The organism is Streptomyces sp. NPDC014864 (assembly GCF_043081525.1).
Taxonomy (GTDB): Bacteria; Actinomycetota; Actinomycetes; order Streptomycetales; family Streptomycetaceae; genus Streptomyces.
In genome coordinates, this window is the sequence record NZ_JBIBWT010000011.1 from 126,128 (window position 1) to 144,513 (window position 18,386).

Annotated in this window: 17 protein-coding genes and 5 tRNA genes; 5 read left to right on the forward strand and 17 right to left on the reverse strand. The window is 71.3% G+C overall.

Annotation, left to right across the window (positions count from 1 at the left end; translation table 11 throughout):
- Positions 1-9: 9 nt before the first annotated feature.
- Genes ACF1A5_RS21175 through ACF1A5_RS21185 form a run of 3 tightly spaced genes read right to left on the reverse strand, consistent with a single transcriptional unit; the run spans position 10 to position 3,040 of the window.
- On the reverse strand, positions 10-1,167 hold the full coding sequence (locus tag ACF1A5_RS21175) for a D-alanine--D-alanine ligase family protein (RefSeq protein ID WP_392194395.1): 1,158 nt from the start codon (positions 1,165-1,167) through the stop codon (positions 10-12).
- Between the two features lie 59 nt (positions 1,168-1,226).
- Positions 1,227-2,237, reverse strand: a complete 1,011-nt coding sequence (locus ACF1A5_RS21180; protein WP_392194396.1) for an NAD(P)H-dependent glycerol-3-phosphate dehydrogenase — start codon at positions 2,235-2,237, stop codon at positions 1,227-1,229.
- On the reverse strand, positions 2,234-3,040 hold the full coding sequence (locus ACF1A5_RS21185) for a lysophospholipid acyltransferase family protein (RefSeq protein ID WP_392194397.1): 807 nt from the start codon (positions 3,038-3,040) through the stop codon (positions 2,234-2,236). The genes ACF1A5_RS21180 and ACF1A5_RS21185 overlap by 4 nt, the downstream gene beginning before the upstream one ends.
- 190 nt (positions 3,041-3,230) lie before the next feature.
- On the opposite strand from ACF1A5_RS21185, the gene cofC reads away from it, so the two are divergent.
- Positions 3,231-3,881 carry a 2-phospho-L-lactate guanylyltransferase gene (gene cofC, locus ACF1A5_RS21190; protein ID WP_392194398.1) on the forward strand — a complete coding sequence of 217 codons (651 nt, stop codon included), beginning with the start codon at positions 3,231-3,233 and terminating at the stop codon, positions 3,879-3,881.
- Between the two features lie 9 nt (positions 3,882-3,890).
- Entirely contained in the window at positions 3,891-4,094 is a 204-nt protein-coding gene (locus ACF1A5_RS21195; RefSeq protein ID WP_392194399.1) for a hypothetical protein, read from the forward strand.
- A 100-nt stretch (positions 4,095-4,194) separates the two neighbouring features.
- Here the strand turns inward: ACF1A5_RS21195 and ACF1A5_RS21200 are convergent, their stop codons facing one another.
- The 4 genes from ACF1A5_RS21200 to leuC form a co-directional block, all read right to left on the reverse strand.
- Positions 4,195-4,848 (reverse strand): HU family DNA-binding protein, encoded by a 654-nt coding sequence (locus tag ACF1A5_RS21200; RefSeq protein ID WP_392194400.1) that lies wholly within the window; start codon positions 4,846-4,848, stop codon positions 4,195-4,197.
- A gap of 136 nt (positions 4,849-4,984) precedes the next feature.
- Positions 4,985-5,215 (reverse strand): hypothetical protein, encoded by a 231-nt coding sequence (locus ACF1A5_RS21205; RefSeq protein WP_392194401.1) that lies wholly within the window; start codon positions 5,213-5,215, stop codon positions 4,985-4,987.
- Positions 5,216-5,523: 308 nt separating this feature from the next.
- Complete coding sequence (gene leuD, locus ACF1A5_RS21210) at positions 5,524-6,117, reverse strand: 3-isopropylmalate dehydratase small subunit (RefSeq protein WP_392194402.1); 594 nt, start codon at positions 6,115-6,117, stop codon at positions 5,524-5,526.
- Positions 6,118-6,120: 3 nt separating this feature from the next.
- On the reverse strand, positions 6,121-7,554 hold the full coding sequence (leuC, locus tag ACF1A5_RS21215) for a 3-isopropylmalate dehydratase large subunit (protein ID WP_392194403.1): 1,434 nt from the start codon (positions 7,552-7,554) through the stop codon (positions 6,121-6,123).
- Between the two features lie 185 nt (positions 7,555-7,739).
- Here leuC and ndgR point away from each other — a divergent pair, with 185 nt between their 5' ends.
- Positions 7,740-8,456, forward strand: a complete 717-nt coding sequence (gene ndgR, locus ACF1A5_RS21220; protein ID WP_189900496.1) for an IclR family transcriptional regulator NdgR — start codon at positions 7,740-7,742, stop codon at positions 8,454-8,456.
- A 161-nt stretch (positions 8,457-8,617) separates the two neighbouring features.
- Here the strand turns inward: ndgR and ACF1A5_RS21225 are convergent, their stop codons facing one another.
- Positions 8,618-9,103 carry a DUF4188 domain-containing protein gene (locus tag ACF1A5_RS21225; RefSeq protein WP_392194404.1) on the reverse strand — a complete coding sequence of 162 codons (486 nt, stop codon included), beginning with the start codon at positions 9,101-9,103 and terminating at the stop codon, positions 8,618-8,620.
- Positions 9,104-9,273: 170 nt separating this feature from the next.
- Here ACF1A5_RS21225 and ACF1A5_RS21230 point away from each other — a divergent pair, with 170 nt between their 5' ends.
- Entirely contained in the window at positions 9,274-9,924 is a 651-nt protein-coding gene (locus ACF1A5_RS21230; RefSeq protein ID WP_392194405.1) for a MerR family transcriptional regulator, read from the forward strand.
- A gap of 68 nt (positions 9,925-9,992) precedes the next feature.
- On the opposite strand, the gene ACF1A5_RS21235 is transcribed toward ACF1A5_RS21230, so the two are convergent.
- From ACF1A5_RS21235 to ACF1A5_RS21275, 9 genes are all read right to left on the reverse strand, one after another.
- Positions 9,993-10,065 (reverse strand) — tRNA-Glu (locus tag ACF1A5_RS21235).
- Between the two features lie 28 nt (positions 10,066-10,093).
- Positions 10,094-10,165, reverse strand: a tRNA-Gln gene (locus tag ACF1A5_RS21240).
- 21 nt (positions 10,166-10,186) lie between these two features.
- Positions 10,187-10,259, reverse strand: a tRNA-Glu gene (locus ACF1A5_RS21245).
- A gap of 61 nt (positions 10,260-10,320) precedes the next feature.
- Positions 10,321-10,393 (reverse strand) — tRNA-Glu (locus ACF1A5_RS21250).
- 40 nt (positions 10,394-10,433) lie between these two features.
- A tRNA-Gln gene (locus ACF1A5_RS21255) sits at positions 10,434-10,505 on the reverse strand.
- A 91-nt stretch (positions 10,506-10,596) separates the two neighbouring features.
- The gene (locus ACF1A5_RS21260) at positions 10,597-11,334 is read right to left on the reverse strand and encodes an HAD family hydrolase (protein WP_392194406.1); all 738 of its coding nucleotides are present in this window, start codon (positions 11,332-11,334) and stop codon (positions 10,597-10,599) included.
- A 106-nt stretch (positions 11,335-11,440) separates the two neighbouring features.
- Positions 11,441-12,925: a glutamate--tRNA ligase gene (gltX, locus tag ACF1A5_RS21265; RefSeq protein ID WP_392194407.1), complete on the reverse strand. Its 1,485-nt coding sequence runs from the start codon at positions 12,923-12,925 to the stop codon at positions 11,441-11,443.
- On the reverse strand, positions 12,918-13,703 hold the full coding sequence (locus tag ACF1A5_RS21270; RefSeq protein ID WP_392194408.1) for a fumarylacetoacetate hydrolase family protein: 786 nt from the start codon (positions 13,701-13,703) through the stop codon (positions 12,918-12,920). Before ACF1A5_RS21270 ends, gltX begins: the two co-directional genes overlap by 8 nt.
- Before the next feature lie 170 nt (positions 13,704-13,873).
- Positions 13,874-14,062, reverse strand: a complete 189-nt coding sequence (locus ACF1A5_RS21275) for a hypothetical protein (RefSeq protein WP_392194409.1) — start codon at positions 14,060-14,062, stop codon at positions 13,874-13,876.
- 599 nt (positions 14,063-14,661) lie between these two features.
- Between ACF1A5_RS21275 and ACF1A5_RS21280 the strand changes: the two genes are divergently transcribed.
- Positions 14,662-18,381 carry a nitrate- and nitrite sensing domain-containing protein gene (locus ACF1A5_RS21280; RefSeq protein WP_392194410.1) on the forward strand — a complete coding sequence of 1,240 codons (3,720 nt, stop codon included), beginning with the start codon at positions 14,662-14,664 and terminating at the stop codon, positions 18,379-18,381.
- Positions 18,382-18,386 lie beyond the last annotated feature (5 nt).

The window sequence follows — 18,386 nt, forward strand, 5'->3', positions numbered from 1 at the left end:
CGGCGCCGCTCAGCGCAGACCGGTCGACCGGCGCAGGGCCGCCTGGATCAGGCGGTCCACCAGCTCCTCATAGGCGACACCGCTGGCCTGCCACATCTGCGGGTACATCGAGATCGGCGTGAAGCCGGGCATGGTGTTGATCTCGTTGATCACGAACTCGCCGTCCTCGGTGAGGAAGAAGTCCGCGCGGACCAGGCCCTCGCAGGAGGCCGCCTCGAACGCCTCCACCGCGAGCCGCTGCACCTCGGCGGTCTCCTCGGGCGTCAGCGGGGCGGGCACCAGACCGGGCGTGGAGTCGATGTACTTCGCCTCGAAGTCGTAGTACGCGTGCGTCTCGGGCGGCGGGATCTCGGCCGGGACGGAGGCCCGCGGGCCGTCCTCGAACTCCAGGACGCCGCACTCGATCTCGCGGCCGCGCAGGGCCGCCTCCACGAGCACCTTCGGGTCGTGCCGCTGGGCCTCCTCGATCGCCTCGTCGAGACCGGAGAGGTCCTCGACCTTGGTGATGCCGATCGACGAGCCCGCGCGCGCGGGCTTCACGAACAGCGGCCAGCCGTGCTCGCCGGCGAAGTCGACGATCTTCTTGCGGGCCGCCGGCCGGTCCCGGGCCCACTCGCGCGGCCGGATCACCACGTACGGGCCGACCTTGAGCCCGAACGAGGTGAACACCCGCTTCATGTACTCCTTGTCCTGGCCGACGGCCGAGGCGAGCACACCCGAGCCCACGTACGGCACGCCGGACAGCTCCAGGAGACCCTGGAGGGTGCCGTCCTCGCCGTACGGGCCGTGCAGCACGGGGAAGACCACGTCGACCTCGCCGAGCGCCTTGGGCACCGAGCCCGGCTCGCTGTAGACCACTTCGCGGTTGGCCGGGTCGACGGGGAGGATCACGCCGCCTTCGGTCGACTCGGCGAGCTCCTCGACGCTGGGCGTACGGCGGTCGGTGATCGCCATGCGCTCCGGGTCGTCCGCGGTCAGGGCCCAACGGCCGTCGCGCGTGATACCGATCGGCAGAACCTCGTACTTGGTCCGGTCGATGGCACGCAGCACCGCTCCGGCGGTGACCACGGAGATCCCGTGTTCGGAACTGCGCCCGCCGCACACGACGGCCACGCGCGGCTTGCGGGACGGCTGCTCAGGGCTCTGGGGGAGGTTCTCGGTGCTCATATCGCGATGAGAGTACCCGTTGGTAGGGCCGGGAGACAGCGTTGGACCGGCGAGGTCGCTCAGCGTCGTTCCGGCTTGGCGCTGCGCGACATCAGCTCCTTGAGGGCGACCACCGGCGGCTTGCCCTCGTGGACGATGCCGACGACGGTCTCGGTGAGGGGCATGTCGACGCCGTGCCGGCGGGCCAGATCCAGCACCGACTCACAGGACTTGACACCCTCGGCGGTCTGCTTGGTGACCGCGATGGTCTCCTGCAGGGTCATGCCCTTGCCTAGGTTGGTGCCGAAGGTGTGGTTGCGCGACAGCGGCGAGGAGCAGGTCGCCACCAGGTCGCCCAGGCCCGCGAGTCCGGAGAAGGTGAGCGGGTCGGCGCCCAGGGCCACGCCCAGCCGGGTGGTCTCGGCGAGGCCACGGGTGATGAGCGAGCCCTTGGCGTTGTCGCCGAGGCCCATGCCGTCCGCGATGCCGACGGCCAGCCCGATCACGTTCTTCACGGCGCCGCCGAGTTCGCAGCCCACGACGTCGGTGTTGGTGTACGGGCGGAAGTAAGGGGTGTGGCAGGCGGCCTGGAGCCGCCGGGCGACCGCCTCGTCGGTGCAGGCCACCACGGCGGCGGCCGGCATCCGGGCGGCGATCTCCCGGGCCAGGTTCGGGCCGGTGACCACCGCGATGCGCTCGGGGCCCACCTTGGCGACGTCCTCGATCACCTCGCTCATCCGCATGGCGGAGCCCAGTTCGACGCCCTTCATCAGGGAGACGAGGACGGTGCCGGGGGCGAGCAGCGGCGCCCACTCGGCGAGGTTGGCGCGCAGGGTCTGCGAGGGGATCGCGAGGACGGTGAAGTCGGCGTCCCGGGCGGCCTCGGCGGGGTCCGTCGTGGCCCGCAGATTCTCCGGGAGTTCGACGCCGGGCAGGTAGTCGGGGTTGGTCCGCGTGGAGTTGACCGCCTCGGCGAGGTCGGCGCGGCGGGCCCAGAGGACCACCTCGCAGCCGGCGTCGGCGAGGACCACGCCGAAGGCGGTCCCCCACGATCCGGTACCGAAGACGGCCGCCTTGACCGGCTTGCTCACGTGCCCTGCCCCTCTTCCTGTACGACTTCCCGTGCTTCCCGTCCCGCCACGGCGGCTCTGCCGTGGGTCTGCGCCTCGGTCCTGCGGCGCTGTTCCAGCCGCTCCCGGCGCGGGTCGTACGGGACCTCGGGTGCCCGCTCGCCGCGGATCTCCTCCAGGAGCCGGGTGATGGCCGCCATGATCGTGTCCGTGGCGTCCTTCAGCAGCTCGGGGGTCATCTCGTGGTCGTAGAAGCGCGACAGGTCCACCGGCGGGCCGGCCAGCACGTGGTGGGTCTTGCGCGGGAGGAAGTGCGGCTTCTTGGTGTAGGGCGGCAGGATCTCGTTGGCGCCCCACTGGGCGACCGGAATCACCGGGCACTTGGTCTGCAGGGCGACACGGGCGGCGCCCGTCTTGCCGGTCATCGGCCAGAGGTGCGGGTCGCGGGTCAGGGTGCCCTCGGGGTAGAAGGCGACGCACTCGCCGCGTTCCACGGCGTCGATCGCGGCGCGGAAGGCGCTCAGCGCGTCCGTGCTCTCGCGGTAGACGGGGATCTGCCCGGTGCCGCGCATCGCGGCACCGACGAATCCCTTCCTGAAAAGGCCGCTCTTCGCGAGGAATCGCGGCACTCGCCCGGTGTTGTACTGAAAGTGGGCGTAGGCGAAGGGATCGATGTGCGAATTGTGGTTCACCGCGGTGATAAATCCGCCCTCGGCCGGAATGTTCTCCATTCCTCGCCAGTCCCGCTTGATCAGAACCACCAGCGGCGGTTTGCAGATCACCGCTGCGAAGCGGTACCAGAAGCCGATTCTGCGGCGGGGCACGCGGACACCTTCCTCTAGAGCCTGGGGAGCCGCACAAGTGTCACCCCGGGCCGCCGGTCTGTCGAGAACACCGTACGCCCGCCCGTCACCCACCACCGCCCTCGGAGGAGCTTCGCACCCCTCACCCCGACTCCCGCCCACTCGGATGCGCCAGGGGACAATGTCCGGGACAAGAAAGGGGCGAGCCTTCGTGCAGTGGACCTTGGTCATCCCGCTGAAGCCCCTGACCCGGGCGAAGAGCAGGCTGTCGGACGCCGCGGGCGACGGGGTGCGGCCGGCCCTGGCGTTGGCCTTCGCCCAGGACACCGTGGCGGCCGCCCTGTCCTGCCCGGCGGTCGGGGGTGTGGTGGTCGTCACGGACGACGCCGTCGCCGGGCCGGAGCTGGCGCTGCTGGGCGCCGGGATCGTCCCGGACGAGCCGCGCGGCGGGCTGAACCCGGCACTGGCGCACGGGGCCGCGGTGGTGCGCGCGTCGCGTCCCGAAACTCCCGTGGCCGCCCTGAACGCCGATCTCCCGGCGCTGCGTCCGGCGGAATTGGCCCGGGTGCTGGAGGCCGCCGCCGGATTCCCGCGCGCTTTTCTCCCGGACGCCGCGGACCTCGGCACGACCTTGCTGGCGGCCGGACCGGGGCATGCCCTGCTCCCGGCCTTCGGCCCGGCCTCACGGGCCCGCCACCGGGCGTCCGGCGCGGTGGAACTGGCGCTGGAGGCGGTGGACTCCGTACGTCAGGACGTGGACACCGGTGCGGATCTGCGGGCGGCGCTCGCGCTCGGGGTGGGACCGCGGACGGCGGCCGCTGCCGCGCGACTGCCGGAGCGGGTGCGGGTCACCGGGCAGTAGGCTGCCGTCATGCAGGCGACCGCATACACGTACGACCCCGAAACCCGCAGCGGGCAGGTGCTCCTGGACGACGGGACGCCGGTGCCCTTCGACGCGCCGGCGTTCGACGCGGGGGGTCTGCGGCTGCTGCGCCCCGGGCAGCGGGTGCGGATCGAGACGGAGGGCGCCGACGGCACCCCGCGGATCACGCTGGTGACCCTGCAGACCTTCTGAGCGGGCCGAGCGGGCACGTCAGGGCCGCCGGACGCGCCGCGGGCCGGGCTCCCCGAGGAGTCCGGCCCGGCGCGTGAGGACCCGTGTGCACCCGCGTGCCCTACTTGCCGCGGGCCGTGGTCTTCTTGGCGGTGGTCTTGCGGGCCGTCGACTTCTTGGCCGGGGCCTTCTTGGCCGTGGCCTTCTTGGCGGGGGCCTTCTTGGCCGTCGTCGCCTTCTTGGCCGTGGTCTTCTTCGCCGCGGTCTTCTTGGCGGCGGCCGCCGTGGTCTTCTTGGCGGTCGTCTTCTTGGCCGTGGTCTTCTTGGCGCCGGCCGCGGTCTTCTTGGCCGCGGCCTTCTTCGCGGCGGCCGTCTTCGCCGCACCCGTCGCCTTCTTGGCGGCGGCCTTCTTGCCGGCGGCCTTGGCGATGGTGGCCGTGGGGCCGGTGAGGCTGCCCTTGGGCGCCTTCTTCACGGCGATGTCGTGCTTCGGGAGCTTCTTGGAGCCGCCCACCAGGTCCTTGAAGCCCTGGCCGGCCCGGAAGCGGGGAACGGAGGTCTTCTTGACCCGGACCCGCTCACCCGTCTGCGGGTTGCGGGCGTAGCGGGCGGGGCGGTCCACCTTCTCGAAAGACCCGAAGCCGGTGACCGAGACCCGGTCTCCCCCGACCACCGCACGGACGATGGCGTCCAGCACCGCGTCGACGGCGTCGGCGGCCTGCTGCCGGCCGCCCATCTTGTCGGCAATCGCTTCTACGAGCTGCGCCTTGTTCACGTCTTCCCCTTCGGAGACCTCGCCAGAACGATAGTGTTCAAGCTTTTTCGCACGTTAGGCAGATATATACCGCAAATCAAACACGAAACGGGCTAATCACCCTTGTGCCGCAACGGACTCGACGGTCTCGGCCGGTTCAGCGTTCCTCTCCGGGGAGTCGACCCTCGTCGAGGTCTGCCGTGAACCGGTCCAGACGCCTTGCCGCGTCGGCGAGATCGTGCTTGGCCGCGGCCGTAATGACCAGCAGCTTCCGGGTCAGCGCCATCCGTACGCCCTCCGGGACTTGCAGTGCGCGCACTCTTCCGTGCGCTTCCTTCAGCTGGGCCGCGACCGCCGTATAGAGCTCGAGTTGGCCGTCGTTGTCCATGCACAGATTGTGCCATCTGGGGCGAGTTGTCGCCTGCCCAGGGGGCAACTGCCGCCGCAAACGGCCTCACGAGTTTCTGCGTCGGTCGGGGCCTGGGAAGTCGCCTACCCCGGCAACACCCTGCATAACGTGGGACGTTGGGGCCTGGCACGGCGGCGCGCCGGGGCGCGGGAGCCGAAAAAGGCCGTACCCCCGATCGGGGTGATCGGGGGCACGGCGGGGGGTCTTGCGATGGCCGAAACTCGACTTGCCCGGAGGCGATCGGCGCTTTCTCAGCGGTGGATCATCGCCCAGGGGCCGCGGCCGGGTCAGACCGGCAGGGTCCGCGGCTTGAACGACGGGCGCTTCGCCTCGTACGCGGCGATGTCGGCCTCGTTCCGGAGGGTGAGGGAGATGTCGTCCAGCCCGTTCAGCAGCCGCCAGCGGGAGTTCTCGTCCAGCTCGAAGGAGGCGGTGATGCCCTCGGCCCGCACCTCACGCGCCTCAAGGTCCACAGTGACCTCAGCCGTGGGGTCCTTCTCGGTGAGCTCCCACAGCGCGTCCACGATCTTCTGCTCCAGGACCACCGTGAGCAGGCCGTTCTTCAGCGAGTTGCCCCGGAAGATGTCCGCGAAGCGGGAGGAGATCACGGTCTTGAAGCCGTAGTTCTGCAGTGCCCAGACGGCGTGCTCGCGGGAGGAGCCGGTGCCGAAGTCGGGGCCGGCGACCAGGACCGTGGCGCCCTGCCGCTCAGGGCGGTTGAGCACGAACTCGGGGTCCTTGCGCCAGGACTCGAACAGCCCGTCCTCGAACCCGTCGCGCGTGACCTTCTTGAGCCAGTGGGCGGGGATGATCTGGTCGGTGTCGACGTTGCTGCGGCGCAGCGGGACGGCCCGGCCGGTGTGGGTGGTGAAGGCTTCCATGATTCAGACTCCAGCGGGCGTTGCGGCGGCGTCGACGTCGGTCAGGTCGGCCGGGGAGGACAGGTGGCCCAGGACCGCCGTGGCGGCCGCGACCTGCGGCGACACCAGGTGGGTACGGCCGCCCTTGCCCTGCCGGCCCTCGAAGTTGCGGTTGGAGGTGGAGGCGGAGCGCTCACCGGGGGCGAGCTGATCGGGGTTCATCCCGAGGCACATCGAGCAGCCCGCGTGCCGCCATTCGGCGCCGGCCTCCTTGAAGACCACGTCCAGGCCCTCGGAGACGGCCTGCAGCCCCACCCGCGCGGAGCCCGGGACGACCAGCATCCGTACGCCGTCGGCGACTTTGCGGTCTTTCAGGATCGCGGCTGCGGCCCGCAGGTCCTCGATGCGGCCGTTGGTGCAGGAGCCTACGAAGACGGTGTCCACCTTGATGGAGCGCAGCGGCTGCCCGGCCTCCAACCCCATGTATTCCAGGGCCTTTTCGGCGGCCAGGCGCTCCGATGCGTCTTCGTACGAAGCCGGGTCGGGGACGGCGGCCGAAAGCGGCGCGCCCTGGCCGGGGTTGGTGCCCCAGGTGACGAACGGCGACAGCTCGGCGGCGTCGATCACGACCTCGGCGTCGAAGACCGCGTCGTCGTCCGTGCGCAGCGTCCTCCAGTACGCCACCGCGGCGTCCCAGTCCTCGCCCTCGGGGGCGTGCGGACGGCCCTTGAGGTAGTCGAAGGTGGTCTCGTCGGGGGCGATCATGCCCGCGCGGGCGCCCGCCTCGATCGACATGTTGCAGATGGTCATGCGGGCCTCCATCGAGAGCTTCTCGATGGCGGAGCCGCGGTACTCCAGGACGTACCCCTGGCCGCCGCCGGTGCCGATCCTGGCGATGATCGCCAGGATCAGGTCCTTGGCGGTGACGCCGTCGGGCAGTTCGCCCTCGACCGTGATCGCCATGGTCCGCGGGCGGGTCATCGGCAGCGTCTGGGTGGCCAGCACGTGCTCGACCTGCGAGGTGCCGATGCCGAACGCCAGCGCGCCGAAGGCGCCGTGGGTCGAGGTGTGCGAGTCGCCGCAGACGACGGTCGTGCCCGGCTGGGTCAGCCCGAGCTGCGGGCCGACGACGTGCACGACGCCCTGCTCGACGTCGCCCAGCGGGTGCAGCCGGACACCGAACTCGGCGCAGTTCTTGCGCAGCGTCTCCAGCTGGGCGCGGGAGACCGGGTCGGCGATGGGCTTGTCGATGTCGAGGGTCGGGGTGTTGTGATCCTCGGTCGCGATGGTGAGGTCGAGGCGGCGCACGGCGCGCCCGCTCTTGCGGAGGCCGTCGAAGGCCTGGGGGCTGGTCACCTCGTGCAGCAGGTGCAGATCGATGAAGAGGAGATCGGGCTCGCCCTCGGCGCGCCGGACGACATGGTCGTCCCAGACCTTCTCCGCGAGTGTCCTACCCATCGCTTTCCCTCCGGCCGGACGCGAACGCGCCGGCCCAACTAGAGATCTTGAGGAACGGCACCCGCGCCCCCCTCGGGTGTCCGCAGCCGGACCCGTGGATCCACGGGCCGCTGTGACTTCCAGAGTGGCGTGTTCCACGGAAAATTGAACTTGCGTTTCACAGAGTGAGACGCAAGTATCGTTGCATGGACAACAGTAGCGGCGTCGGCGTTCTGGACAAGGCAGCCCTCGTCCTGAGCGCCCTGGAGTCCGGTCCGGCCACCCTCGCGGGTCTGGTCGCGGCGACCGGACTGGCACGACCCACGGCCCATCGGCTGGCCGTGGCCCTGGAACACCACCGCATGGTGGCGCGCGACATGCAGGGCCGGTTCATCCTCGGCCCGCGCCTCGCGGAACTGGCCGCGGCGGCCGGCGAGGACCGGCTCCTCGCCACCGCGGGCCCGGTGCTCACCCATCTCCGGGACGTCACCGGCGAGAGCGCGCAGCTCTACCGGCGCCAGGGCGACATGCGCATCTGCGTCGCCGCGGCGGAGCGCCTGTCCGGCCTGCGGGACACGGTCCCGGTCGGCTCGACGCTCACGATGAAGGCCGGGTCCTCGGCGCAGGTGCTGATGGCGTGGGAGGAGCCCGAGCGGCTGCACCGGGGCCTGCAAGGGGCCCGCTTCACGGCGACGGCCCTGTCGGGTGTACGGCGCCGCGGCTGGGCCCAGTCCATCGGCGAGCGCGAGCCGGGCGTCGCGTCCGTCTCCGCGCCCGTACGCGGCCCCTCCAACCGCGTGGTGGCCGCCGTCTCGGTCTCCGGGCCCATCGAGCGCCTGACCCGCCACCCGGGCCGGATGCACGCCCAGGCCGTCATCGACGCGGCCGGCCGCCTCTCCGAGGCCCTGCGCCGCTCCGGCTGACCACCGGGCACCCCGCCACCGGGACGGGCCGGCCTCAACGCCGCGGCAGGCCCACCCGGCAGGATCCCGCCCCACCGACACACGGCGCGACCGGCCGGCTCCGGACCCTCTCGGGACCCGGAGCCGGCCGGTCGCGTGTGCGGGGTCGGGCGCCGCACGCCTCACGACATCCGCAGCCGCTCCGCGGCCCGGTCGCCACGGCGGCCGACCGGGACCACGCCCGTGGCCCGGCCCAGGCCGTACTCCGGCATGTTCATGTAGATCGACTCATGGGACCCGGCGGGCACGACATAGGTCTCGTGCCAGAAGCCGACCTTGCCCCTGCCCTCGCGCAGCCGCCGGTTGAAGGCGGCCCAGGCCGGCCGGTGGCCGCGGTCCGGCGCCGAGGCGTAGGCGAGGAGCTTCTCCTTCGACTCCCAGTACTGCACGAGATACGCCTCGCGGACCCCGCCCAGCAGGGACTTGTACCCGAGCAGTCCGCTGCCCTCCTCCCGCGAGAGCTCGGCGAGCATCGGCCCTATGGCCTTCGCCGTCGGAAGCCAACTGCGCACAGCGGCAAAGCTGTTGATGCGCATCCCGATGAGGAAGACGACCACGCCGTCCTCGCTCGCCGCGGTCATGCGCCCTTCGATCGGCTCGGCACTCATGAAGTCCCCCACTCCTCGTCCCTGTTCCGGCCCTGGCCCCGTCCGGGGGCCGGGTCCGCCCACATTGGTTGGATAGCGTTGCTATCCATGCTTGGATAGTGGCACTCTCCGATGCGCGGCGCAAGAGGAGAGCGCGAGAGAAGACGGCAAGGAAGCGGGTGCGGTACGGAATGCGACTGGCGGAGCTGAGCGCGCGCAGCGGGGTGTCGACGGCGACGATCAAGTACTACCTGCGCGAGGGCCTACTGCACCCGGGCCGCCGGATCACCGCCACCCAGGCCGAGTACGACGAGGAGCACCTGAGGCGGCTGCGACTGGTGCGGGCGCTGATCCAGGTGGGGCGGATCCCGGTGAACTCGGCCCGTGAGGTGCTGGCCGCCCTCCAGGACGAGGACCTGGACCGCAACCGGCGTCTGGGCACCGCCGTATGGGCCCTGCCGCACGGCCCGGCGCCCGACGAGACCGACCCGGCCACCGAGGCCGCCCGGCGCGGCGCCGACGCGCTCCTGGACCGCCTCGGCTGGTCCTGCGGCCGCTCCCCCGGCGAGCCGGTGACCGCGCCGGCGTACGGCATGCTGGTGACCGCGATCGCCGCGCTGTCCCGGCTCGGCTACCCGTGCGCCGTCGACGACTTGGAGCCCTACGCCCGCGCGATGGAGCGGATCGCCGTCACCGACCTGGACCTGGTGGACCGCTACGGGACACCGGACGAACAGGTGGAGGCCGCGGTGGCGCTGACCGTGCTGTACGAGCCCGTGCTGCTCAGCCTGCGCCGGCTGGCGGAGGCCGAGGAGTCGGCCCGCCGGTTCGGCGCGCGGTGAGGGAGCGCGCGATGAGGGAGGCGGAGAACGCGGAAGGGCCCTCCCGAGGGAGGGCCCTTCCGACTGCGTACCCCCGACCGGATTCGAACCGGCGCTACCGCCTTGAGAGGGCGGCGTGCTAGGCCGCTACACAACGGGGGCATGGACACTGCGTTTCCGCAGGTCCGAGCTGGTCTACCTGGACTCGAACCAAGACTAACTGAACCAGAATCAGTCGTGCTGCCAATTACACCATAGACCAATGATGGTTTAGACCAGTCAGTACCCCCGACCGGATTCGAACCGGCGCTACCGCCTTGAGAGGGCGGCGTGCTAGGCCGCTACACAACGGGGGCCCTAGCGATCCTGCATCGAGGGCAACGGGAGCGACCCGGTTGCCTTCGCGGGAAGGATCTGTACCCCCGACCGGATTCGAACCGGCGCTACTGCCTTGAGAGGGCAGCGTGCTAGGCCGCTACACAACGGGGGCTCGCGGATATGATCCGCGTGGTGCAGATGAGCTCTGCGAGCTGGCCTACCTGGACTCGAACCAAGACTAACTGAACCAGAATCAGTCGTGCTGCCAATTACACCATAGGCCACTGGAACGCAAGCCCCGGAGGGGATCTTGTTCTAGCGTTGCGCCCCCGATTCCGGCCTTTCGGCCCGCTCCCCGGCGGCGCAGGAAGAACATTACCCGAAGGTGGACGGGGCTCCAAAACGGGTATCCGTGGTGACGATCGCGGGGAGTTCGGCGAGGGACGCGATCCGGTGCCACCGCGCGGGTGCGCCGGCCTCGGCCGTGTACACGCCACCGCGGTCGATCCACACCGACACCAGGCCTGCCTCGGCGGCGCCGCGCCCGTCGATCTCCGGGTGGTCCCCGACGTAGGCGACCTCGTGCGGGAACAGCTTCAGCGCCTCGCACACGGCGAGGAAGGCGCGGGCCTCCGGCTTGGACACGCCGAGCTCGGCGGCGCACAGGACGGCCTCGAACCGGTCCCGGAGGCCCAGGGTACGCAGCTTGTGCTCCTGGACGTGCAGGCTGGAGTTGGACAGCACCGCGTGCCGGTGGCTGGCGGCGAGCGCGTCCAGGGCGGGCAGCACGTCCGGGAAGAGGGCCCAGGCGGCCTCGTAGTGACCGATGTAACGCCGGAACCAGTCGTCGGCCTCGCCGTCGGACAGCTCCGGGCGGCCGAGGAAGACCCGCACGCGGTCCCGGCGCTGCCCCTCGAAGGTCACCTCCCCGGCCGAGAACCGCGCCCACTGCGCGTCGGTGATCCGCCGCCAGTGGGAGAGGGCGTGGTCCGCGGACTCGTACCCGTCCAGCAGCCCCTCGGCCGCCAGGTGCTCGCGCATTCCGGCGCGGTCCGCGGTCGTGTAGTCGAAGAGGGTGTCGTCGACGTCCCAGACGACGGCCTTGACGCTCATGCCCCCACCGTAGGCGAAGGCGCCCCCGCAGTCGGCGGGAGCGGCGGCGGGCCCGGCCCGCGGCGGAGCGCCGCGGACCGGGCCCGGTGTCCGGTGGTGGTCCCGCCTACGCGGCGAGCCTGGCCAGCGCCGCGTCGATGCGGGCCAGCGTCCTGTCCTTGCCGAGGATCTCCAGCGACTCGAAGAGGGGCAGGCCGACCGTACGGCCGGTGACCGCGACACGGACCGGGGCCTGCGCCTTGCCGAGCTTGAGGCCGTGGGCCTCGCCGGCGGCCAGGACGGCCTCCTTGAGGGACTCCGCCGAGGTCCAGTCCGCCGACTCCAGCTTCTCCCGGGCGGTGCGCAGCAGGGCGTCCGAGCCCTCCTTCATCGCCTTGGTCCAGGAGGCCTCGTCGAAGACCGGCTCCGGCAGGAACAGGAAGTCGACGTTGTCGGTGATCTCGGACAGGACCTTCAGACGGGTCTGGGCGTGCGGGGCGATCGCCTGCCACCGCGCCTCGTCGAAGTCCTCCGCGGCCCAGGGGGCGGCCGGGGCCTGCAGCCACGGGCGGCAGCGCTCCGTGAAGTCCTTGACGTCCAGCATCCGGATGTGGTCGGCGTTGATCGCCTCGCACTTCTTCAGGTCGAAGCGGGCCGGGTTGGGGTTCACGTCCCCGATCTCGAAGGCCGCGACCATCTCCTCGACGGAGAAGATGTCCTGGTCGGCCGAGAGCGACCAGCCGAGCAGGGAGAGGTAGTTGAGCAGGCCCTCGGGCAGGAAGCCGCGCTCCCGGTAGAGGTTGAGGCTCGACTGCGGGTCGCGCTTGGACAGCTTCTTGTTGCCCTCGCCCATCACGTAGGGCAGGTGGCCGAACTCGGGGGTGCCCTTGGCGACGCCGAGCTCGGTCAGCGCCTTGTAGAGGGCGATCTGCCGCGGGGTGGAGGAGAGCAGGTCCTCGCCGCGCAGGACGTGGGTGATCTCCATCAGGGCGTCGTCGACCGGGTTGACCAGGGTGTACAGGGGGGCGCCGTTGGCCCGGACGATGCCGTAGTCCGGCACGTTCTCCGGGGTGAAGGTGAGCTCGCCCCGGACCAGGTCGGTGAAGGTGATCGTCTCGTCGGGCATCCGGAAGCGGACGATGGGCTCCCGGCCCTGGGCCTTGTACTCCTCGACCTGTCCGTCCGTGAGGTCGCGGCAGTGGCCGTCGTAGCCGGAGGGCCTGCCGGCGGCGCGGGCGGCCTCGCGGCGGCTGTCCAGCTCCTCCTGCGAGCAGTAGCAGTGGTAGGCGTGGCCGGCGTCCAGCAGCTTGCGGGCGACGTCCCGGTAGAGGTCCATCCGCTGCGACTGGCGGTACGGGGCGTGCGGGCCGCCGACCTCGGGGCCCTCGTCCCAGTCGAAGCCGAGCCAGCGCATCGCGTCGAGCAGCTGGTTGTAGGACTGCTCGGAGTCCCGGGCCGGGTCGGTGTCCTCGATGCGGAAGACCAGGGTGCCCTGGTGGTGCCGGGCGAACGCCCAGTTGAACAGGGCCGTGCGCACCAGTCCCACATGGGGGTTGCCGGTGGGCGACGGGCAGAAACGGACGCGTACGGGAGAGCCTGGTGCGCTAGCCACGCTTGACAACCTTGTTGGTGAGAGTGCCGATGCCTTCGATGGTGACGGCGACCTCGTCGCCGACGTTGAGGGGGCCGACCCCTGCCGGGGTGCCCGTGAGGATCACGTCGCCGGGCAGCAGCGTCATGGCCTCGGAGATGTTGACGATCAGATCCTCGATGGGGTGGATCATCTCGCTGGTGCGCCCGAGCTGGCGCTGTTCGCCGTTGACGGTGAGCTGCACGGTCAGGTCGGACGCGGCGGCGAGGTCGAGGTCCGTCTCCACCCAGGGGCCGAGCGGGCAGGAGGTGTCGAACCCCTTGGCCCTGGCCCACTGCTTCTCGCGCCGCTGCACGTCGCGGGCGGTGACGTCGTTGGCGCAGGTGTAGCCGAAGATCACGTCCTTGACGCGCTCGCGGGGCACCTCGCGGCACATGCGGCCGATGACCACGGCCAGTTCCGCCTCGTGGTGCAGTTCCTGGGAGAAGGGCGGGTACTGGATCTCGTCGCCGGAGCCGATCACCGAGGTGGACGGCTTGAAGAAGGCGAACGGGGCGTCCGGCACCTCGTTGCCCAGCTCGCGGGCGTGCTCGGCGTAGTTGCGGCCGAAGGCCACGACCTTGTTGGGCAGAACCGGCGGCAGGAGCCGGACCTTGCTCAACGGCACCTTCGTGCCGGAGAGCGCGAAGTCCGCGAACGGGATGCCCTTGACGATGTCGAGGACGAGCTCGTCCGGCCTGTCGCCCTCGACCGCGCCGAAGGCGACGTTCCCGTCGATGGAGAATCTGGCGATGCGCACGGGATCCTTGCGCCCCTTACCTGAACTGGCTGGAGTCTGACGATCCAGGCTAACGCGGCAGGACCCCCGCCACCTCGCGCATGACCCCCGCAGCAGGAAGGGGCGCCCCGGTCCCGGGACGCCCCTGCCGTCGTGCCGGCCGTTTGAGCATCCGCCGGCCGGCGTGCGTACTACTGGGCGACGGACGCGGCGACGGGGACCTCCATGAGGACGGTGCGCCGCGGGTTGGCGGTCTGCTCGGGGAGGGTGACGGAGTGCTCCGGCTGTTCCGGCGTCTGCAGTGCGTCGGCGTCCTCGAGGTGCACCAGAGTCGTGCGCCGCGGGTTGGCTATGGTGCGGAACATCAGCGTCGTCTTCACGGTTGTACGAGGCCCTGTCGTGTACGGCGCCGGGAGGTCGCGGGACCCCCGCGGGCGCGGGTTGTCGGGTTTGCCATCTCTGTAAAGCGCCAGGCTAAACATGCAATTCCCGGCCGAAGACGTGAAGAGCCCGTGATCTACGTGTGAGTTTGCTCACTAGCCCGCCGACATTCGGTGCAATTCCGACGCGCCTTTCGTCTCGACAAAACAGACATTGCACCCCTGAAGCCTTCATTCCGCTCCTGATCATGGCGACTGGGACACCATCCGCGACTCGCGGAATCGTAGCGATATGCCCGCAATGTTCGAGATCACTTTCCACCACGGGTGACGCTGCACTCACGGGGTGTCACGGAGGTCACAGCTAGGTCCACGAGCCTTGTTGGAGATCCGGCACTGTGCTGGAATGCCACGGACCGCCGCGGGATCGAGCCGGCGCGCAGGGGGCGCAACGCAGCGCCGAGTGGCGGCGAGATTGGGGGAGCCAGCGCCGGTCACTCACGACCACCCTGGGGCGCGTGTTCAGGACGCTCCCCACAACGCCGACACCGTCCTTCCGTTCGCGCGGAGGGGCGCCTGGTCCAGAGGTTGCGACGCTAGTGCAGGGACGTTTCAAGAGGGATGGCAGCGCTTCGGCGGAGCCGGAGCCGCACGGCGGGACCGACCGTGGTTCCTCGCCCCAGCACGCCCAGAACCCGGGCTCGGCCCCGTCCGGCGACGGCGGAGAGCGCGCCGGGCGATCCAGTGTCTCCGTGTCACCGTCGGAGAGCCCCGCTCCGCCGGTGAAGCCCCCCAAGGGCCCGTCGGGCCCCGGTTCGCGCGTGGCCCTGCGCAACTGGCGCATCTCCACGCGCCTGGTGTCGCTGCTCGCGCTCCCGGTGGTCGCGGCCACCTCGCTCGGTGCGCTGCGCATCAACCAGTCCATGGACGACATCCAGCAGCTCGACAACATGAAGCTGCTGACGGACATGACCAAGCAGGCCACCGAGCTGGCCGCCGCGCTCCAGGAGGAGCGCGACCAGTCGGCCGGCCCCATGGCGCACGGCCTGAAGGCGACCGACTACACGGTCAAGGGTTACCGGGACAAGACGGACCGCGCCAAGTCGAACTTCCTCAGCGCCTCCGAGGAGATCGACGCCGCGAGCAAGGACGGCAACCTCCTCGGCGTCCGCGACAGCCTCGTCGGCCTCGCCAGCGAGCTCAACAGCCTGGGCAAGATCCGCCAGGACGCCTACCAGGCCAAGGACAACTCCACCCAGACCGTGGAGGCCTACCACCGGCTCATCACCGAACTGCTCAGTCTCTCCCAGGACATGGCCGAGGCGACCAGCAACCCGGAGATGATCCAGCGCACGCGTGCCCTGTCGGCCTTCTCCTCCGCCAAGGAGTACGCGTCCGTGCAGCGCGCCGTCATCGCGGCGGCGCTGCCCTCGACCAACACCACCACGGGCAGCCTCTCCGAGAACGACCGGCTCTACGCCGAGTCGGCCCTGGAGAGTCAGAAGTCCGAACTCAGCAGCTTCCGCAACATCTACGGCGACGGCGCCGAGGAACTCGTCAAGCCCATCGACGAGGGCAACCCGACGATCGAGGCCGCCGACATCTACGCCCGCCGCGCCCTCGGTTCGGGGGACGGCCTGGGCGGTCTGCAGAAGCGCTCGTACCGCGACTGGGTGGACGACAGCTCGACCAAGATCGAGCAGATGAAGAAGATCGAGCACACGCTGCTCGAGGACATGGAGCAGAAGGCCCGCGAGCTGCGCAGCGCCACCGAGCGCGACGCGATCATCTCCGGTGCGCTGATCCTCCTCGTCCTCGGCGTGTCGCTGGTCGGCGCCTTCGTCGTGGCCCGCTCCATGATCCGCTCGCTGCGCCGGCTCCAGGAGACCGCCACCAAGGTCGCCCAGGACCGTCTGCCCGAGCTGGTCAAGCAGCTGTCCGAGTCCGACCCGCAGGACGTCGACACGTCCGTGGAGTCGGTCGGTGTGCACTCCCGGGACGAGATCGGCCAGGTGGCCGCGGCCTTCGACGACGTGCACCGCGAGGCGGTCCGCCTCGCCGCCGAGCAGGCCCTGCTGCGGGGCAACGTCAACGCGATGTTCACCAACCTCTCGCGCCGCTCCCAGGGCCTCATCCAGCGTCAGCTGTCGCTCATCTCCGAACTGGAGTCCCGCGAGGCCGACCCGGACCAGCTCTCCTCGCTGTTCAAGCTCGACCACCTCGCGACGCGCATGCGCCGTAACGGTGAGAACCTCCTCGTCCTCGCGGGTGAGGAGCCCGGCCGCCGCTGGACCCGCCCGGTCCCGCTGGTCGACGTGCTCCGCGCCGCCGCGTCCGAGGTGGAGCAGTACGAGCGCATCGAGCTGGCCGCCGTGCCGACCACCGAGGTCGCCGGCCGCGTGGTCAACGACCTCGTGCACCTGCTCGCCGAGCTGCTCGAGAACGCGACCTCCTTCTCCTCGCCGCAGACCAAGGTCAAGGTCACCGGTCACGCGCTGCCCGACGGCCGCGTCCTGATCGAGATCCACGACACCGGCATCGGCCTCTCCCCCGAGGACCTCGCGGCGATCAACGAGCGGCTCGCCTCGCCGCCCACCGTGGACGTCTCCGTCTCCCGCCGCATGGGTCTGTTCGTGGTCGGCCGTCTGTCGCAGCGCCACGGCATCCGCATCCAGCTGCGCCCGTCCGACTCCGGTGGCACGACCGCGCTGGTCATGCTGCCCGTGGACGTCGCCCAGGGCGGCAAGAAGCCCGCTCCGGGCAAGCCCGGCGCTCCCTCCGCCGGTGGTCCGGCCGCCGCGCAGGCCGCGGCCGGTGCCGCCGCGGCGCGTCGCCAGGGCGGTCAGCAGGGCGGCGGTGCCGGCCGGCTCGGCGCCGGTCCCGGTCCGCGCGGCCAGGTGGGCGCCGGCCAGGGTTCGCGCGCCGCGCTGCCCGGCACGGGCGGCCGTCCCGGCGGGCCGGGCGGTCCGCGCGGGCCCCAGGGTCCGGCACAGCAGCAGGGCCGTTCGTCCGCCACGTCCCCCTCCTCGTTCGACCAGGGGATGTCCCCGGCGCCGGGCGCAGGTGCCGGCTTCGGTGGGCAGGCTCCCGCCGGAACCCAGGGCTTCGGCGACGGCCAGCAGCGCCAGGACGTCTTCGGCGGCGGCCGCGGTGCCGTGCCCCCGCAGCGGTCGAACGGCGCCGACCAGGCCCGGCAGCAGCAGCAGCTGCCGCCGCGCGGCGGCCCGCGCGCGGAGCTGCCCGGCGGCAACCCGCCGTCCCGGTCCACGGGATGGGGTGACGACCCTGCCGCGCTCGACGCGCCGCGCGGCCACGACGAGCAGGGTCCGGCGCACACCTCCCGGATGCCGCGGGTCGACGACCGGCAGGGGCCGGGCGCGACCGCGGAGCTGCCCGTGGTCCCGCGCCACGGCGACCAGCAGGGTCCGGGCTCCACGTCCGAGTTCCCGCGTCCCGACTTCGACGCCCCGCGTCCGGGCGGCGCGCAGAACAACGGTCAGTTCGGCGCCGACTCCGGGCAGGGCACCGGTTCCTTCGTGCGCCAGGACGTCTACGGCCAGTCGGCGCCGCAGAACAACCCGTCCTCCACCGGCCAGTACGCCGCCCCGCAGGGGTACGGCAGCGGTTCCACGGGCCAGTACGCCGCCCCGCAGGGGTACGGCAGCGGTTCCACGGGCCAGTACGCCCAGCCGGGGTACGACAGCGGTTCCACGGGCCGGCACTCCCTGCCGGGCCGTCAGGACCCGTCGTCCACCGGCCAGTTCGAGCGGCCCCAGTCCGGCGGCTCGGGTGCCGACCTCGGCGCCCAGCGTCCGTCGGCCCCGCAGCGTCCCGCCCGTCGCGAGCCCGAGGCCCTTCCGCCGGCCGCGGGTCCCGGCGACGGACGGACGCCGCTGTACGACACCCTGGAGACCAACTGGTTCCGCGGCGGCGACCGCCAGCAGCAGGGCAACGGCTCCGCCGCGGCCCCGGCCCCGGCCCCGCAGCAGCCGCAGGCCTCCTCGGCCCCCCAGCGTCCCGCCTCCGCGCCGTGGCGCAGCTCGCCGAACGACGATCTCGTCCGGCAGGCAGAGCGCGTACGGCAGCCGGCGGCGGGCGGCGTCACCACCTCCGGCCTGCCGCGCCGGGTGCCACGGGCGAACCTCGTCCCGGGCACGGCTCAGCAGCAACAGCACCAGAGCGGTCCGCAGGTCTCGCGTGCGCCTGACGACGTACGCGGCCGGCTGACCAATCTCCGTCGGGGCATCGCACAGGGTCGTCAGGCCAACTCCGGCCAGACGGGCAGCTATCCCAGCCCCACTCACCAGCAGGAGCGTTAGTTGAG

Bases quoted from the DNA above. Each gene is read 5' to 3' on its own strand.
- ACF1A5_RS21175 (WP_392194395.1), bottom strand. From the start codon at position 1,167: ATGAGCACCGAGAACCTCCCCCAGAGCCCTGAGCAGCCGTCCCGCAAG.
- ACF1A5_RS21195 (WP_392194399.1), top strand. From the start codon at position 3,891: ATGCAGGCGACCGCATACACGTACGACCCCGAAACCCGCAGCGGGCAG.
- ACF1A5_RS21205 (WP_392194401.1), bottom strand. From the start codon at position 5,215: ATGGACAACGACGGCCAACTCGAGCTCTATACGGCGGTCGCGGCCCAG.
- leuD (WP_392194402.1), bottom strand. From the start codon at position 6,117: ATGGAAGCCTTCACCACCCACACCGGCCGGGCCGTCCCGCTGCGCCGC.
- leuC (WP_392194403.1), bottom strand. From the start codon at position 7,554: ATGGGTAGGACACTCGCGGAGAAGGTCTGGGACGACCATGTCGTCCGG.
- ndgR (WP_189900496.1), top strand. From the start codon at position 7,740: ATGGACAACAGTAGCGGCGTCGGCGTTCTGGACAAGGCAGCCCTCGTC.
- ACF1A5_RS21225 (WP_392194404.1), bottom strand. From the start codon at position 9,103: ATGAGTGCCGAGCCGATCGAAGGGCGCATGACCGCGGCGAGCGAGGAC.
- ACF1A5_RS21230 (WP_392194405.1), top strand. From the start codon at position 9,274: ATGCGACTGGCGGAGCTGAGCGCGCGCAGCGGGGTGTCGACGGCGACG.
- ACF1A5_RS21260 (WP_392194406.1), bottom strand. From the start codon at position 11,334: ATGAGCGTCAAGGCCGTCGTCTGGGACGTCGACGACACCCTCTTCGAC.